Here is a 15,927-nt window from a genome sequence, read left to right as displayed (position 1 = left end):
GGCACCTCCCGGACGGAGTCCGGGGGAGGTACTCGCGCGATGCGGCAACGCAGCCCGGGAGTCCCCCCGGACGAACTCTGGGGGAGGGATGCCAGTCGTCGCGAGCCCGCCGGGGATGGTCAGACAGGCCCTAGACCGGGGGGTCGGGCCTGGGGTCGCCCGCCGCGAACGTGGCGCACAGGGCGGCGCGTTCGGCGTCGAGGACATACGGGTCGGCGCCCTCGGACGCCGGGTGGTCGGCCCGCTCGCCCGCGAGCAGCGGGTGGAGCACCGCCGAGCGGTCCACGGCGCAGTCCATCGGCCCCGCCGCGGTCTCCACCTGCCGCACCACGACATAGCGGTCGCGCAGCTCCTCCTCGCCGAACTGGAGCCGCACCTGCCGCTGCACCGTGAACAGCGCGGCGGGCGCGGCCCGCACCCCGGCCGGGCGCAGCGCGTACACGAAGACGTGCCTGCCGTGGACCTGGAGGATGTCGTCGGCGACCTCGGTGATGCTGAAGCCGCCCTCCACCCGCACCTGCGGGTCGGCGAGGACGGCCTCGTCGGGGTCGAAGCGCACCAGCCAGTCGGTCGCGACGGAGAGCGTGCCATGGCCGCCCACCGCCTCGTCGAAGTGCTGGCGCTGCTCGGCGCCCAGGAGCTCGCGCACCGGAACGGTCGTCGTCCCTGCCAGCACCTCGGGCGTCAGCGCGCTGGCGACGACATACTCCTTGGCCAGGGTCAGCGCGGTGAGGACCTGCTCGGTGGAGAAGTGCGCGGTGGCCACGGGGTCGGGCAGGTCGACGCCGCCGGGGCCCGCGCCATACCCGGCCGCCGGCCCCTGGGCGTAGAGGCGCGCGACGTCGTCGCCACCGGGGACCTCGCCCTCGGGCGCCAGCGCGACGGTCAGCGCGGACGGGGGGTCGGCGACCAGGGAACGGCCCACGTCGTAGGGGTTGTTGGCGCCCAGGTAGATGGCGGCGGCGAAGGCCATCAAGATGATGAGCGCCAGGGCTATGCCCTGCTTGGGCACCGTTCTGCCGCCCTGGCCACCGGGCTCGGGCGGGCGGGTGCGCACGGCGGTGGTGTGGTCCTCGAGGCGCTGGCGCGCGGAGAACTCCTGGAGGCGGGCAGCCCTGACGAACGACTCGTCGAAGACGGTCGCTCGGTACTCCTCGTCCCCGGCTCCCGGGGCTCCCCCGGAACCTCCCCCGGGAGGGTCAGCTCGCCCGGCCACCCTTCAAGCGTAGGTCGCCGGGCGAGGTGTCAACAGCCCTCACGGCGGGGCAATTCACGACGCGGCCCGCCGAGGCGGCCGCCGGGGGGCGCCGTTGTCATGAGCCGCCCTCGGCGCCGTCCGGCTCGACCACCGTCCGCTCGTCCTCGCCGGGGCCCGGGTCGCGGGACTGGACCGCGCCCGCGCGCTGCACGGCTATCAGCGCGAACGCGATCACGCTGATCCCCATCACCATGGCCAGCACACAGGCGACGGGCCGCTGCCAGCGGGCGGGCCGCCAGCCCGGCCCGCGCGTCCCCCAGTGCGGCGGGCGGCTCCTGGCGTGCGGGGGCGAAGGCGGGGCGGGGGCGAACGCCGGTGGCAGGCCCGCGCCTTCGCCGCCGTCCGGCTCATCGGTGGTGTAACGCGTGTAGTCGGAGCGGTCGAACCGGCCCTCCTCGTCCGGGTCTTCGCCGTCCGGGTCTTCGCCGTCGAAGCCGGAGAACGGGTCGGCCCGCTCGGGTCGGAACAGGTCGGAGGGGTCGGGGGAGTCGGGTCCTTCGAAGCCGGTGAGCCCGTCGGCGCCACCCGGGTCGATGTCCGGATCGCGGTAGTACAGGCCGAACTCGGCCACCGCCTCGGACTCCGCGCGCTCCATCGCGGCGAACAGGATCCGCTCGGCGGCGGTCGGCTCGTGGATCTCCGCGGCTTCGACAAAGTCGTCGTCGAGGACCAGGGAGGCGAACGCCTCGTCGGCGGCCCTCCGTTCCTCGCTGTCGGGGCCCTCGCCGTCTCGGAACGGCAGGCCCCCCAGATCGTCCGGCACGCATCCAGCCTAGGACGAATGTGTCCGTGAGGGGAGGGTCGCCCGGAATTCACCCCCGGGTGTGACCGTCCCCCGTCACCACATACGTGGTCGAGGTGAGCTCGGGGAGGCCCATCGGGCCCCTGGCGTGCAGCTTCTGCGTGGAGATGCCGATCTCGGCGCCGAAGCCGAACTGCCCGCCGTCCGTGAAGCGGGTGCTGGCGTTCACCATCACGGCCGTGGAGTCCATGCGCGCGACGAACCGCCGCGCCGCCGCCGTGTCGCGCGTCACGATCGCCTCGGTGTGGCCCGAGGTCCAGCGGCGGATGTGCTCGACGGCCGCGTCGAGCGAGGGCACGACGGCCGCCGCGATGTCGTAGCTCAGATACTCGGTCTCCCAGTCGGCCTCGGTCGCGGGGACGACGGGCGTGCCCGCGTCCTGCCCTGCCTTCTGCCACGCCTCGTCGCCGTGCACCGTGACCCCCGCCTCGGTCAACGCGGCCAGCGCGCGCGGCAGGAAGCGGTCCGCGATCCCGGCGTGCACGAGGACGGTCTCGGCGGCGTTGCACACGCTGGGGCGCTGGGCCTTGGAGTTGACCAGGATGTCGACGGCCATGTCGAGGTCGGCCAGCTCGTCGACGTACACGTGGCAGTTCCCGACGCCGGTCTCGATGACCGGGACGGTGGACTCGGTCACCACCGTGCGGATCAGGGAGGCGCCGCCGCGCGGGATCAGCACGTCGACCAGGCCGCGGGCGCGCATCAGGGCGTGCACGCAGGCGCGCCCCTCGCCCGGCACCAGCTGCACCGCGTCGGCGGGCAGCCCCGCCCCCGCGACGGCGTCGCGCAGGACGGCGACGAGCGCGGTGTTGGAGGCGTACGCGGAGGAAGAGCCGCGCAGCAGCACGGCGTTGCCCGACTTCAGGCACAGGGCGGCGGCGTCCACGGTGACATTGGGCCTGGCCTCGTAGACGATGCCGACCACGCCGAGCGGGACGCGGACCTGCCGCAGCTCGAGGCCGTTCGGCAGGGTGGAGCCGCGGACCACCTCGCCCACCGGGTCGGGCAGCGCCACCACGTCGCGCACATCGGCCGCGACGGCGGCGATCCGCTCGGGGGTCAGGGTGAGCCGGTCCACGATGGCCGCCGGCGTCCCGGCGGCGCGGGCCCGCTCGACGTCCGCGGCGTTGGCCTCGACGACCTCGGCGGAACGGGCCGTGAGCGCGTCGGCCACGGCCGTGAGCGCCGCGTCGCGCGCGGTGCGCGGCAGCGGGGCCAGCAGGGCGGCCGCTGCCTTGGCGCGGCGGGCGGCGGCGATGACGTCGGCCGCCTCGGGGGTGGTCTGCTCGGGGTCGCGGCTCATGCGGTGCAGCATAGTCGGGTCCTCGGACACCGGACCGCCGGATATCGCCACGCTCAGAAGGGGTGGACCCCCACCGGAACTGCCGGGGGCGGGCCGTAGCCCTCCGCGATCCGCTGGTGGTACGTCTCGCGCCCGATGACCTCGAGGCCGACGATCTCCCAGGGCGGCAGCTGCGCCGTGCGCCGGTGCTCGCCCCACAGGCGCAGCGCGACGGCCGCCGCGTCGTGCAGGTCGCGGGCCTCTTCCCAGTAGCGGATCTCGGCGTGGTCGCACGCGTAGCGGCTGGTCAGCAGGAAGGGGTGGTCGTGGGCGAGGCGTTCGAGGCCGCGCCGGACATCCGTCAGCGGAGCCGCGTCCCCGGCCACGCTGAGCGTGATGTGCCACAGGCGCGAAGCGTCGCGCCGCGCCCTCTCCCAGCGCTCGTCTTCCCCGACGCTGGCCAGTCGTCTCACCGGCAGCCTCCTGACATGGTGCTGACTGACATGGTGCTGAAGTGGTGCAGTGTGGTGGGGGTGGGCACCCCGCACGAGTGGACCAGGCCGCGCTGACGCGGGGGGCCGTTTCCCCGGACCTTCCGTGGAAAGACTGGTCTTTCACAGATCCGGCACCGACCCGGGCCCCCTCACGGGTACACGGACTCGCCGAAGGGACTATGCCCGCAACAGAACCAGGTCATCGCGATGTACGACTTCTCTTTCGTATGCAGGGCCGAGATCGCGCGCCAGCTCGTGCGTGGAACGCCCGATCAACCGGGGGATTTCCCTCGCGTCGAAGTTGACGAGGCCACGGGCGATCACCCGGCCCCCCGCATCGCGCAGCTCGATGGGCTCACCCACCGTGAACTCCCCTTCCACGCCCGTGATTCCGGCGGGCAGCAGCGAGCTGCCGCGCTCGGTGACGGCGGCCACCGCGCCGTCGTCGAGGATCACGGCGCCGCGCGGCGTGGAGGCGTGGGCGAGCCACAGCAGGCGGCCCGCGGCCCTGCGCCCGGTGGGCGCGAAGTAGGTGCCGACGGGCGCGCCGGAGAGCGCGTCCGCCGCGGCGCTCGCGGCGGAGAGGACCACGGGGATGCCCGCGCCGGTCGCGATGGCCGCGGCCTCGACCTTGGTGGCCATGCCGCCCGTGCCGACCCCGGCCCGCCCGGCGCGGCCGAGCTCGACGCCCACCAGGTCGCCCGGTCCCCTGACCTCGGAGATCCGGCGCGCGCCGGGCCTCGCCGGGTCGCCGTCGTAGAGCGCGTCGACGTCGGAGAGCAGCACCAGCAGGTCGGCGCGGACGAGATGGGCGACGAGCGCGGCGAGCCTGTCGTTGTCGCCGAAGCGGATCTCGTCGGTGGCGACGGTGTCGTTCTCGTTCACCACGGGGGTGACGCCCATGGCGAAGAGCTGGTCAAGGGTGCGGTAGGCGTTGCGGTAGTGCGCGCGGCGGCTGGTGTCGTCCGAGGTCAGCAGCACCTGCCCGACGCGCCGGCCGTAACGGGCGAACGACGCGGTGTAACGCGCGAGGAGCAGTCCCTGCCCGACGGAGGCCGCGGCCTGCTGGCGCGCGAGGTCGGCCGGGCGGCGCGGCAGGCCCAGCGGGGCGAGACCTGCGGCGATCGCACCCGAGGAAACCAGTACGATCTGCCTCCCGTCCTGTTTCACCAGCACATCGACGAGCGCGTCCACGCGGTCGGCGTCAAGCCCGCCTGCCGCGGTGGTCAGTGAGGATGAGCCGATTTTGACGACGACCCTGCGCGCATCGGAGACTCCCGGTCTCCCCGGTGCCTGGGCGGCCGCTTCCGTGTCGCTCACGGTGGCACTACCTCCGCCTTCGTCGCTCACCGGCCGAGCCGGGCTTACCTCCGTAATCTATGTCACCGCGCGAGGGAGTCGCTCGCTCATATCACCGCCATGAAAGCCGCCCCCGCCCCACACCTTCCATCCCCCAACCGGAGCCAGACCGTGTCAGCAGGACCGTGGTCCCGCCGCGGCGCCCAGTGGAGCGCGCTCGTCGCGATGGGCTGCCTCTTCACCCTCCAGTTCGTCGGCGCCCAACTCCCCAGCGCCCTCATACTGTTCATCGCCACCGGCCTCGGCCTCGCCCTCGACCTGACGCTGCGCCGCTGGCAGCCCGGCATCATCGGCGCCCTCGGCAGGCTGCACTTCGACGAGGCCGTCAGACAGCTGCTGCGCGACCTGCTCGTCGTGCTGGGCATCGCGCACCTCTCGGGCATCGACACGGTCGCGCGGCTGCTCATGGTGGGCGGCCTCCTGGCGTGCTACGCCGCGCACTTCGTGTGCCGGGCCCTCGCGGTGGTGGTGCGGCGTTCGCGCACGCTGCCCGTGGTGACCAGGAACATCGACACCGCCGCCCTCGGCCTGACCCCCGCCCCCCCGCGCCTGCTGCTGCGGCCCGCGCACCGCATGCCGCTGCTCCAGGTGCCCGCGACGCTGGGGATGCTGCTCACCGCGGTGGCCGACCGGGCGATCTGGGGGCTGCTCGGCGTCGGGATCTCGCTCGTGCTGCTCAGCGGCTGCGTGGCCCACCTGGCCACGTGGCTGCTGCCGGGGAAGCGGTCGCCTGGCGAGGAGCGCACGCTGGCGTTCTTCCAGAGCTGGCTCGACTCCTACCGCCCCGACGTCGGCATCTACTTCTCCGGCGGCTCGGGGACCGCGTACCAGGCGAACATGTGGCTCTCCACGCTGGCCGCCGTGGCCGAGCGGCCGCTCGTGGTGCTGCGCGAGCGCGGCATGGTGCAGCAGATCGCGGCCACGGACGTGCCGGTCATCTGCGTGCCGAGGGTGGCGCACCTGATGCTGCTCGAGCGCTCCACGCTCAAGATGCTGCTGCACCCGGCCAACGCGCCCAAGACGTCGCAGGTGCTGCGCATCCCGACGATCAAGCATGCGTTCACCAACCACGGCGAGAGCGACAAGCTCTCAAGCTGCAACCCGTATGCCAAGGTCTACGACCAGGTGTGGGTCGCGGGGCCCGCGGCGCGCAAGCGGTACGCGGTGGCCGACGTGGGCGTGGACGACCGGGACGTCGTGGAGGTGGGCCGCCCGCAGCTCGCGCCGATCAGGCCATGGGCCGGGCGGCCAGAGCCGGGGCGCGCGCTGACCGTGCTCTACGCCCCCACGTGGGAGGGCTGGACGAACGACCCGGGGAACACCTCCGTGCTGCTCGCGGGCGAGAACATCGTCAGGACCCTGCTGGCCGACCCGCGTGTGCGGCTGCTGTACAAGCCGCACCCGATGACGGGCTCGGTCAACCGCAGGGCGGGCGAGGCGGACGCGCGGATCCGCACGCTGATCGCGGAGGCGAACGCCGGGACGGCGGCGCGCGCGGAGCGCTCCGACCGCGCTGGCCTGGGCGCGCGTTCCGAACGCGGCTCGCTCGCCACGCCCCCCACCGCCACCGACACCGTCGCGGCCGAGCCCGCGCGGGGCAGGGGCGAGGGGGCGGCATCCGCCGAGGCCCGCGCCGAACTCGCGAGGTGCACCGAGGAGTTGAACCGGCTCACGGCCCGTGTCTTCCGCCCTGGCGCGGACGAGATGGAGCGGATGATGCGGCAGTCGGCCCCCGAGCCCGGGCGGGCCGAGGCGGTCGAGGCGGCCATGGAGGCGTGGCGGGCGGCGTTCTGGGCGGCGCAGCCGCGCGACGCGCACCTGGTGCTGACCGGCTCGCGGCCCGACATCTACAGCTGCTTCAACCAGGCCGACCTGCTGATCTCGGATGTCTCGTCCGTGGCCGCCGACTTCCTGGCGAGCACCAAGCCCTACGCGGTGGTCAACACCAGCGGGCTGTCCGAGGCGGACTTCCGCGCGGCCAACCCGACGGTCAGGGCGGCCACGATCATCACGCCCGAGGCGCGGGAGATCCCCGCGCTGCTCGCGGCCGTGGCCGACCCCGACCTGGACACGCTCGCCGACGAGCGGGTGGCGCTCCAGACGTATCTGCTTGGCCCGTCCGACCCGCCGTCGCTGACGCGGTTCACGGAGGCGACCAGGGCGCTGTCCGCCGAGGCGGATGCCCGCAGGTCGCGTCAGACGCGGCTGGCCTCGGGCGACTCCGGCGTGGAGCTGCCGATACCGCGACCTTCGGGCCACCGGATCACGGGCTGACCCGGTCCAGGACTCCCCCGAGCCAGCGAAACGGCGCTGGCGGCCGCGGCCGCCAGCGCCGTTTCGCGGTCCTGGGCCGCGCTCTTGGGCACGGCGAAGCCGTGGTCGGCGTCCGGGACCGTGACCAGCTCGGTCCCATCGGGGAACTCATCGGGCCGCCCGAAGAGGTCGCGGGACCCCTGGACCACCAGCGTGGGAACGCCGGAGCCCAGCAGCTCGGCCACGCGGGACCGCTCGGGCCTGCCGGTGGGGGTACCTCCAGGCCCCCGAGGGCCTGGGGGACGATGGAGGGGGAACGCCAGCGCGAGAACGGCGTGTGCGCCGGTGGTGCGCGCCGTGCGGCAGGCGACCCGCGCCCCGGCGCTGCGCCCGCCCACGACGACGGGGACGCCAGGCTCGGCGAGCGCGGGGGCCAGCGCGGTCCAGGCCGCGTCGAGGGTGCGCGGCGGGGGCGCGAGGCGTTTCCCCTTGACACTCCCCCAGGCCCTAGGGGCCTGGGAGGTACCCCCATGGGCTGCTCGACCAGCGCGACGGTGTAGCCGCGCGGGGGCAACGCGGCGGCCAGGGCCGCCAGATCGGGGGCCTCGATCCCGCCGCCCGCGCCATGGCCGAGCGCGACCACGGCGCGGGGCCGGGGGCGGCGGCGTGGTGCCAGGTGATGCGGGCGTCCCCGACGGGGGTGGGGTGCGGCGTGCACGTCATGCGCACAAGTCTCCTCCAACCTCCGCGACCCCCGGGGGACACCTGGGCGTCACCTGTCGTTAAGGTGCATTGGTGTGATGAGCGGCCCGCAGCAGACGAAGGAGAGCGCGTCCGTTCCCCCTCAGGCCCACGAGGGCGCCGGAGCGGGGGCGCGCGCGCCGGAGCGGGACGCGTTCTTCGACAACGCCAAGTATCTGGCGATCGTGCTGGTCGCCGTCGCCCACGCGTGGGAGCCGCTGCACCCCGACTCGCGCGTCGTCATGGCGCTGTATATGACGGTGTACACGTTCCATATGCCCGCGTTCATCGTGATCGCGGGGTACTTCTCCCGGAGCTTCGACCACAGTCCCCGTCGTGTGGCGCGGCTGGTGACCGGGGTCGCGGTGCCCTATGCCGTCTTCCAGGTGGCCTATGTCTTCTGGATGCGCTGGCTCGATGACGACCGGAACACCTATGTGCCGCTGTTCGAGCCGAAGTGGCTCATGTGGTTCCTGCTTGCGCTGCTGCTGTGGCGGCTGACCGTGCCGCTGTGGCAGGCCGTGCGCTGGCCGCTGCCCCTGTCGCTCGCGATCGCGGCCGCCGCTTCCGCCTCGCCCTCGCTTGGCAACGACCTCCAGATCCAGCGCGTGCTCCAGTTCCTGCCGTTCTTCGTGCTTGGACTGGTCTTGCGGCCCGAGCACTTCAGGATGGCCAGGCAGCGCGCGGTGCGGCTGCTCGCGCTCCCGGTCTTCGCGGGCGCGACGGCGGTGGCGTACCTGGTCGCGCCGCGCATGGAGTACCAGTGGCTCTACCACCGCGAGTCCGCGCAGGAGCTGGGCGAGGCGTGGTGGGCCGGGGTCGGGATGACGCTGGCGCTCTTCGGCTGCGCGGTGGTGCTGACCGTGTGCTTCTTCTCGCTGGTGCCGGGGCGGCGCACCTGGTTCACGGCGCTGGGCGCGGGCACCATCTCCGGCTATCTGCTGCACGGCTTCCTGATCTCGGGGGCCCGCGCGTGGGGCTGGTACGACCCCGAGGTGGTGCGGCAGCTGCCCTCGTCGCTCGCGATCACCTCGGCGGTCGCGGCCGTGGGCGTGACGCTGCTGTGCACGCCCCCGGTGCGGCGGGCGTTCGGCCCGGTGATGGAGCCACGGATGGCCTGGTTCTTCCGCCGCCCGTGACCCCACCCACTCCTCAACGGCGCCGGTCGGCCCACTGAAGCATCGTGTCCACCACCTGGGCCGTCGCCCGGCCGTCCGCGGGCTCGCAGAACTTCTCGACGAACGCGGCGTAGCGGTCGGCGTACTCCTTCTCGACCGTCTCCAGGTCCCGCAGCGCGTCGATCAGCTCCTCGGTCGTCTTCACCAGCGGCCCCGGCGAGGTGCCGGTGAAGTCGAAGTAGAAGCCGCGCAGCGTGTCCCGGTAGTGCTCCAGGTCATAGGTGAAGAAGACCATCGGGCGCCCGGTGTGCGCGAAGTCGAACATCGACGACGAGTAGTCCGTGATGAGCACGTCCGAGACCAGATAGAGGTCGGAGATCTCCGCGTACGCCGCCACGTCGCGCACGAAGCCGTCGCGCGCGCCCGTGATGTTGTTGAGCATCTTGGGGTGCTTGCGGAACAGCAGCACATACTCGTCGCCCAGCGCCCGCTCAAACGCCGCCAGGTCGAGCTGAAGGTCGAGCTTGAACTTCTTGCCCGTGCCGAAGCGCTGGTCGTCGCGCCAGGTCGGCGTGTAGAGCAGCACCTTCTTGCCCTCGGGCAGCCGCAGCGTCCTCCGCACGCGCGCCGCGATCTCCTCGCGGTCCTCGCGGTAGAAGACGTCGTTGCGCGGATAGCCGGTCTCCAGGATCTCGTTGGGGAAGCCGAACGCGCTGCGCATGATCGGGGTGGTGAACGCGTTGGGCGAGACCAGGTAGGCGAACTGCTCGAAGCGGCCGGGCAGCGTCGCGATGTAGGCGGGGTTCGCCTTGGACGTGCCCAGCAGGTCGGCGCCCATCTTCTTGAGCGGCGTGCCGTGCCACGTCTGGACGAACAGCTGGTCCTCGCGCCGCTTGATCCACGACGAGATCATCACGTTGGTGACCAGGAAGCGGCTGGTGGCCAGCGCCTCGTGCCACTCGGCGCTCTTCCACTCCACCGTGCGCATGCCATCGGGCACCACGGCCTGCCGGTCGCTGGTCCCCCACACGTGCTCGACATCGGCGCCGCGGCGCACCAGCTCCTCGTAGATCGCGCGGGGCGAGTCGGAGAACTGGCGGCCGTGGTAGCAGTTGTAGAAGACGACGTCGCGCAGCGGCTTCTCGCGGTCGCGCACATACAGCTCGCGCAGCCTGCGCTGCCGGTACTTGCCGCGGTCCTCCTCGCGCAGCGGCGAGCCAGCGGCGAGGAAGATCCGGTCGAAGAAGCGGCGTTCGACGGTGTACGTGCGGTGCGCGCCCTGGTGGGTCAGCGGCAGCGTGTCGACGAGGTCGCCGCGGATCTTGACGGGCACGTCGCCGCCCCTGTCGGCCTCGCCCTCGGGGCGGAACGACAGGTACCAGCGGCCCTCGCGCAGCTCCTGCGGGCCGTCGTAGGACTCCATGCGGTCCGGCGGGATCACCAGCGTGAAGCGGTTGTCCTCGCGGGTGAACGGGAGGGTCTTCTCCTCCATGTACTTGCCGTGCCGCAGGACGAGTTCGAGGCCGCTGGCGTCGCCCGTGTAGGCGCCGCGCAGCTCGAGCTCGCCCGCCTCGGTCCAGCGCAGCTCGTCCACCACGGCCTGCCGCACCCGGTCGTGCAGCTTGAGCAGCCCAGGCCCGTCGGTCGTGACGGCGATCTCGCGGCCCTCGGCCACGGGGTACTGGCCGGGCGCGAACCCCGCGCGCACGGTGGCCCTGCGGGGCTCGCCCTCCGCGAACTCCAGCGTGGCGATGAGGTCCTGGGTCGGCGCGTCGGCCGCCCCCGCCACCGTCAGATCGGCGAACGGGACATCGGCCGCGAGCCCTTCCCCCTCCGCCCCCTCCGCCCCCTCCGCCACGACGTCGTAGGCGCCCGTGAACGCGCCGCCCTTGTGCGCGAGCAGGAGCCGCTTCGGCGCCCTGCCGCTCGGCCCCGGGGGCACGCGCAGCCGCAGGCGCAACGCGTCGCCCACGCGCTCGTGCCCGGCGATCTCGGCCGCCGGGGTGTCGATGGTGAGCTGGAGGCGCTCGTCGGAGAAGCCCGCGACCAGCCTGACGCCATCGGCCAGTTCGCGGGCCTGGGAGTGGCCCGCGCTGCCGATGTCGGTGCGGTCGAGCGAGCCGAGGCGCACGACGCCTGGCGAGGGCAGCGCGAGCGTCAGCTGCCACACGCCCGCCTGCCAGCGGCCCGACGTGCGCAGCTTCGCCGGGTCGACGGTCAGCTCGAACCCGGCCTCGTCGTAGGAGTGCAGTGCCTGCCCCGAGTCGCGGGTGGCGCGCAGATCGGTGCGCGGGCGCACCCGCACGGGAACGCGCCGGCGCGCGCCCTGCTGCCGCAGCCAGCCAAGGCGCGGCAGGCGCACCCTGCCATCGGCAGGGACGTTCTGCACATAGGCGTAGCCGGTGACGACGAGCTTGCCGTCCTGCCAGCGCGCCTCGGTGGCCTTGCCCTTCACGGGCAGCTCGCCCTGGCGCAGCCGCACCACGTCGGGGGGCAGCGAGCCGCTGTCGAGCCCGGGGATCGCCAGGCGCGGGCGCAGCCTGCCGGTGACGGAGAACGACGAGGCGCGGTACTCGCGTTCGTGCGCGAGCACGGTCAGCAGGTCGTCGAGCCGCCGCTCGCGGGCGAGCTGCCACTTGACGCGCATGAGCGGCGGCAGCTTGGCGAGCTTGCGCGGGTCGGCGGTCGCGAGGAACGCGCCCGCCTCGTCGAAGAACGCCTCGCGCTCCTCGGCGGAGGACTCGGGGAGCCAGTGCATCGAACGCCGCAGCTCAGCGGGGAGGAAGTCCTCCGGCTTCTTGGCCGGTTTCTTGGGGGCCACCGGGTCAGCCTTCCTGAGCGGGGACGGGGCGGCGCGCCGGGTCGCCCGGCGCGGGGACGGTGTGCGCGGAGGGCGCCTCGTCGGCGCCCTGCGCGGTGTTGCGCGCCTCGGCCTTGGCGGCCAGGGCGGCGACGGCCGCGGCGAAGCGCGCCTGGGACGGCGGCTCGTCGGGGCCGATGAGGTACTGCCTGAGCTCGCGGCGCGCGCCCGCGAGCGGGTCGCGCTCCGGGTCGCCCGGGGCGTGCGCGGCGGCGATGACCTCGCCGAGCCGGTCGGCGTCGTTGGAGAGGATCACGGCGGCGCGCACCGCGGTGTTCTGGCGCATGAACTCCTCGGCGCCCAGGCCGGCCGAGTCGGTGACGGCATAGGGCTTGCCGCTGGCGATGAAGTCCGAGACGACGCTCGAGATGTCCGAGACCAGGGCGTCCGACTCGTTGAAGCAGTCGAAGAGCAGCGGCTGCGGGCCCGTGATGACGCGGTGCTCCCACCAGCCGCGCGAGCGCCAGTAGGCGTTGTTCCACTCGACGAGCGCGCGCTCCTCTTCGGCCGCCTGGGCCGCCGGGGTCTGCGCGTCGCGCGAGACCGACGCGTCGTCCCACGCGGCCACGGTGGCCTGGCCGAACGCGCCGCTCTCCGCCATCGCGCGCAGCGTCGCGGCGGCGCGCTCGCGCTCGGCCTCGCTCGCGGCGGCGGCCTCGCGCCAGCGCGGATCGGCGGCGCGCTCGGCGGCCGCGCGCTCCATCATCTCCACGATGCGCCGGTGCGCGGCGGCGGCCTCGGGGTCGCGCGAGCCGGTGAACGGGTGCGGCTTGTACAGCACGCGCACGGGCCGCTCGGAGGCCAGCAGGCCGCGGATGATGTTCTCGCCCGCGAGCATCAACGACGTGTTCCCCGGCTCGTCCGTCCAGCCCTCCCACGTGGGGGCGTAGAGCACGGTGGGGATGCGCCCCTCGCGCGGGCCCGCGCCGGTCTCGATGGACGCCAGCTGGGGGCGGCCCACCTCGACGATGTCCTCGTCCCGCACGCCCACGTCGGCCAGCATGAAGCGGTCGCGCCCGGCCCGCCCCGCGGTCCACACCTCGTCGTACGCCTTGGCGTAGGGGTTGATGCTGGCGACCTTGTCGCTGTCGCCGTGCCCGATGAAGACGTGCTTCATGGTCGGGACGCGCAGCAGGTGCAGGTTCTTGCCGACATTGGCGGGGTAGAGTCCGACGCGCAGCATCGACAGGTCGAGGTTCATCAGGTCCACCGCGCTCGGCACGCACATGACCGGCACGGTCGTGGTGGCGAGCCTGCTGAGGATCGCCCGCTCCCGCAGGATGACCACGGTGCGGACATCGAGCCCGGCCATGGTGTCGAGCCACATGTTGACCTGGTAGGCGGAGTCCTTGGAGCCCGAGAAGTACAGCGCGACGACGGGGCGGTAATCCCGCAGCCACGCGTCGAACCACGCGAGCGCCGCCTCCTTCGACGGCGGCAGCCGCCTGGCCCGCAGGAACGGCAGCAGCACCGCGACATAGCCGAGCACCAGCGCGAGCGTGACGGCGATGCCCGCGTAGCCGAACGCGGCGGTGCCCGTCGCCACGGCGGCCAAAAGCCCCGCCTGCGCCGGGACTTCGGTGTGCAGCACCTTCTCGACGGCCCGGTGGGTGAGCCAGCGCGGCGGCCCGTCGGGCACCGGCATCGTGGACAGGTCGATGTTGCGCGTCCCGATGGGCAGCCGCCGCAGCCTGCGCAGCACCATCACCAGCGCGGTGTGCGGCGCCTGGAGCGCGTAGAACGCGAGGAAGCCCACGACGGCCGCGGAGAACATCCGCTCCCCCGCCCAGTCCTCGCGCGCGAGGAGCAGGACGAGCAGCAGCTGCCTGACCAGGAAGCGGACCGTGAGCCCGAGCCTCGCCTTGCCCATCCGCACCAGCAGATAGCTGCCCCTGCGGTGCAGGAAGTGGTCGCCCGCGTAGCTCAGCGCGGCGGCGGCGATGAACAGCCACGTCAACGGCAGCAGCGCGCCAAGCAGCATCAGCGGATAGCTGACCCCCATGAGCAGCGCAGCGACGAGCTCGGCACCGGTGGCCACCCCCGCGAGCCGGTGCAGCAGCCCCCCCGTCATGCCACCTCCCCCGCGGAGTCGGCCGCGCCCGCGGCGATCGCGGCGGCAAGCGCGCGTTCGAACGACCCGGCCTGGCTGGCGTCGGCCGTCGGGTCCTGCTGCCGGACGTCGATGACATGCCCGGTCAGGGGCGAGAGCAGGACGTCGAGCGACGTGCGCGCCACGGCCTCGGACGACAGCAGCGTGCCCGCGGGCTCGTCGCCGAACGCCCGCGTGCGCATCGGGGTCGCGGTCCGCTCGGGGTTGACGCAGTTGACGCGGATGCCGTCGGCGGCCCACTCGTCGGCGAGCGCCTGCGTGAGGTTGACCATCGCGGCCTTGGTGGAGGAGTAGAGGCTGTACTCGGCGCGGCCCCGCGTGTAGCTGCTCGAGGTGTACAGCAGCAGCTGGCCGCCCGACTCGGCGAGGTAGGTGTGGGCGGCGCGCGCGATCCGCACCGGCGCCAGGTAGTTGACGGTGAGCGCCTCCTCGATCGCGGCGTCATCCGTCTCCGCCAGCTTCCCGATGCGCAGCACTCCCGCGGTGTTCACGACATAGTCCACGCGCCCGGTCTCCGCGTACGCGCGCGCGAGGGCGTCGGCGATGTCGCGCGGGTTCTCCACATGGGTGCCCGTGGTGGAGCGGCCCAGCGCGTACACCGTCGCGCCATGGCGCTCGGCCAGGTCGGCGATGTCCTTGCCGATGCCGTAGGAGCCGCCGAAGACGACGACCGTCGCGCCCTTCAGCCGCTCGCGGTAGGCGTCGTCGGCGGACTGCGCGGGCGCGGCCGTCGAGGCGAGCTGGAACAGCTTGTCGGCGATGAAGACGTCGACGGGCTGCGTCACCTTCAGGTTGAACTCGTCGCCAGGCACCACATGGATCGGCACGTCGGGCAGGTACTTCAGCACCACGGAACAGTCGTCCGTCGCCTGGAAGTTGGGGTCGTCGGCGGCCACCTCGTAGGCCCTGCGGATCGTGGAGAGCCGGAACGCCTGCGGGGTCTGGCCCCGGCGCAGCCGCGAGCGGTCCGGCACATCGGTGATGAACTCGCCGTCCTCGCCGTGCGTGCGCGTGACGATGATGGTGTCGGCCGACGGTATGGCGACGTCCACCGCGCGGTAGCGGTCGAGCGCCGCCACGCAGTCCGCTATGACGCGGCGCGACAGCAGCGGGCGGACGGCGTCGTGGAACAGCACCTTGCGGTCCTCGTCGTCCGCGAGCCCCTCGCCAAGCACCTCGATGGCGCGCCGCGTCGTCTCGTTCCGCGTCGAGCCGCCCTCCACGACCCGGGTGACCTTGCCGAGGCCGCCCTTGGCGACGATCTTCTCCACCTCGGCCGTGTACCCGGGGGCCATCATCACGAGGACGTCGTCGATCTCCTCGGCCTCCTCGAAGATCGCGAGGGTGTGCTCGATGACTGCCTTGCCCGCCACCTTGATCAGCTGCTTCGGAATGGAGAGCCCTACGCGCTGACCCGTTCCACCGGCCAGCACGACCGCGGTGGTGTGTGGGGACGGGCCTGGGGGATGGATGGTCAAGGAAGCTCCAGCCGGGTATCAGAAGTGTCGCCTACGCGAGGAGAAGGTTAACCCCAGTGGAAGCTTGACCCCCAAACCAGATGAACGGTTGTCCTCCGTTATCGCTTTGCGACAGCGCCGCGTTACCGTGCGGCGCCCTCCAACGTCGGCAGATGCGGCCTTATGTCACTCA

The 15,927-nt window shown here is 73.0% G+C and carries 10 protein-coding genes and 1 pseudogene; 2 read left to right on the top strand and 9 right to left on the bottom strand.

The window, feature by feature from the left end; translation table 11 throughout:
• Positions 1 to 130 precede the first annotated feature (130 nt).
• The 5 genes from DEH69_RS02390 to proB form a co-directional block, all read right to left on the bottom strand.
• Positions 131 to 1,216 (bottom strand): hypothetical protein, encoded by a 1,086-nt coding sequence (locus DEH69_RS02390; RefSeq protein WP_113685184.1) that lies wholly within the window; start codon positions 1,214 to 1,216, stop codon positions 131 to 133.
• 97 nt (positions 1,217 to 1,313) lie between these two features.
• Positions 1,314 to 2,021, bottom strand: coding sequence for a hypothetical protein (locus tag DEH69_RS02385; protein ID WP_113685183.1), 708 nt, complete (start codon positions 2,019 to 2,021; stop codon positions 1,314 to 1,316).
• A 49-nt stretch (positions 2,022 to 2,070) separates the two neighbouring features.
• A complete protein-coding gene (locus DEH69_RS02380; protein ID WP_113685189.1) occupies positions 2,071 to 3,363 on the bottom strand; it encodes a glutamate-5-semialdehyde dehydrogenase in 1,293 nt (430 codons plus the stop codon).
• 53 nt (positions 3,364 to 3,416) lie between these two features.
• Positions 3,417 to 3,806 carry a hypothetical protein gene (locus DEH69_RS02375; RefSeq protein ID WP_258534382.1) on the bottom strand — a complete coding sequence of 130 codons (390 nt, stop codon included), beginning with the start codon at positions 3,804 to 3,806 and terminating at the stop codon, positions 3,417 to 3,419.
• A 207-nt stretch (positions 3,807 to 4,013) separates the two neighbouring features.
• Complete coding sequence (gene proB, locus DEH69_RS02370; RefSeq protein ID WP_113685182.1) at positions 4,014 to 5,156, bottom strand: glutamate 5-kinase; 1,143 nt, start codon at positions 5,154 to 5,156, stop codon at positions 4,014 to 4,016.
• A gap of 204 nt (positions 5,157 to 5,360) precedes the next feature.
• On the opposite strand from proB, the gene DEH69_RS02365 reads away from it, so the two are divergent.
• Complete coding sequence (locus DEH69_RS02365) at positions 5,361 to 7,469, top strand: hypothetical protein (protein WP_113685181.1); 2,109 nt, start codon at positions 5,361 to 5,363, stop codon at positions 7,467 to 7,469.
• A gap of 77 nt (positions 7,470 to 7,546) precedes the next feature.
• Here the strand turns inward: DEH69_RS02365 and DEH69_RS02360 are convergent.
• A pseudogene (locus DEH69_RS02360) lies at positions 7,547 to 8,171 on the bottom strand (alpha/beta family hydrolase); the annotation flags it as partial.
• Positions 8,172 to 8,248: 77 nt separating this feature from the next.
• Between DEH69_RS02360 and DEH69_RS02355 the strand changes: the two are divergent.
• Positions 8,249 to 9,328 carry an acyltransferase family protein gene (locus DEH69_RS02355; protein ID WP_113685180.1) on the top strand — a complete coding sequence of 360 codons (1,080 nt, stop codon included), beginning with the start codon at positions 8,249 to 8,251 and terminating at the stop codon, positions 9,326 to 9,328.
• A 13-nt stretch (positions 9,329 to 9,341) separates the two neighbouring features.
• Here DEH69_RS02355 and DEH69_RS02350 read toward each other — a convergent pair whose 3' ends face one another.
• The 3 genes from DEH69_RS02350 to DEH69_RS02340 are packed head-to-tail and all read right to left on the bottom strand — an operon-like array spanning position 9,342 to position 15,755.
• Positions 9,342 to 12,128 (bottom strand): CDP-glycerol glycerophosphotransferase family protein, encoded by a 2,787-nt coding sequence (locus DEH69_RS02350; RefSeq protein WP_309302750.1) that lies wholly within the window; start codon positions 12,126 to 12,128, stop codon positions 9,342 to 9,344.
• A gap of 4 nt (positions 12,129 to 12,132) precedes the next feature.
• Positions 12,133 to 14,238 carry a hypothetical protein gene (locus tag DEH69_RS02345; RefSeq protein ID WP_258534380.1) on the bottom strand — a complete coding sequence of 702 codons (2,106 nt, stop codon included), beginning with the start codon at positions 14,236 to 14,238 and terminating at the stop codon, positions 12,133 to 12,135.
• Positions 14,235 to 15,755 (bottom strand): bifunctional cytidylyltransferase/SDR family oxidoreductase, encoded by a 1,521-nt coding sequence (locus DEH69_RS02340; RefSeq protein ID WP_113685179.1) that lies wholly within the window; start codon positions 15,753 to 15,755, stop codon positions 14,235 to 14,237. The genes DEH69_RS02345 and DEH69_RS02340 overlap by 4 nt, the downstream gene beginning before the upstream one ends.
• Positions 15,756 to 15,927 lie beyond the last annotated feature (172 nt).

The organism is Streptomyces sp. PT12, from assembly GCF_003311645.1.
Taxonomy (GTDB): Bacteria; Actinomycetota; Actinomycetes; order Streptomycetales; family Streptomycetaceae; genus Streptomyces.
Note: the sequence above shows the minus strand (reverse complement) of the source record. Positions and strands in the feature narration are given on the sequence as shown.

What these genes read in the sequence shown, in the direction of transcription:
- DEH69_RS02380 (WP_113685189.1), bottom strand. Translation starts at nt 3,363, where the DNA reads ATGAGCCGCGACCCCGAGCAGACCACCCCCGAGGCGGCCGACGTCATC.
- DEH69_RS02365 (WP_113685181.1), top strand. Translation starts at nt 5,361, where the DNA reads ATGGGCTGCCTCTTCACCCTCCAGTTCGTCGGCGCCCAACTCCCCAGC.
- DEH69_RS02355 (WP_113685180.1), top strand. Translation starts at nt 8,249, where the DNA reads ATGAGCGGCCCGCAGCAGACGAAGGAGAGCGCGTCCGTTCCCCCTCAG.
- DEH69_RS02345 (WP_258534380.1), bottom strand. Translation starts at nt 14,238, where the DNA reads ATGACGGGGGGGCTGCTGCACCGGCTCGCGGGGGTGGCCACCGGTGCC.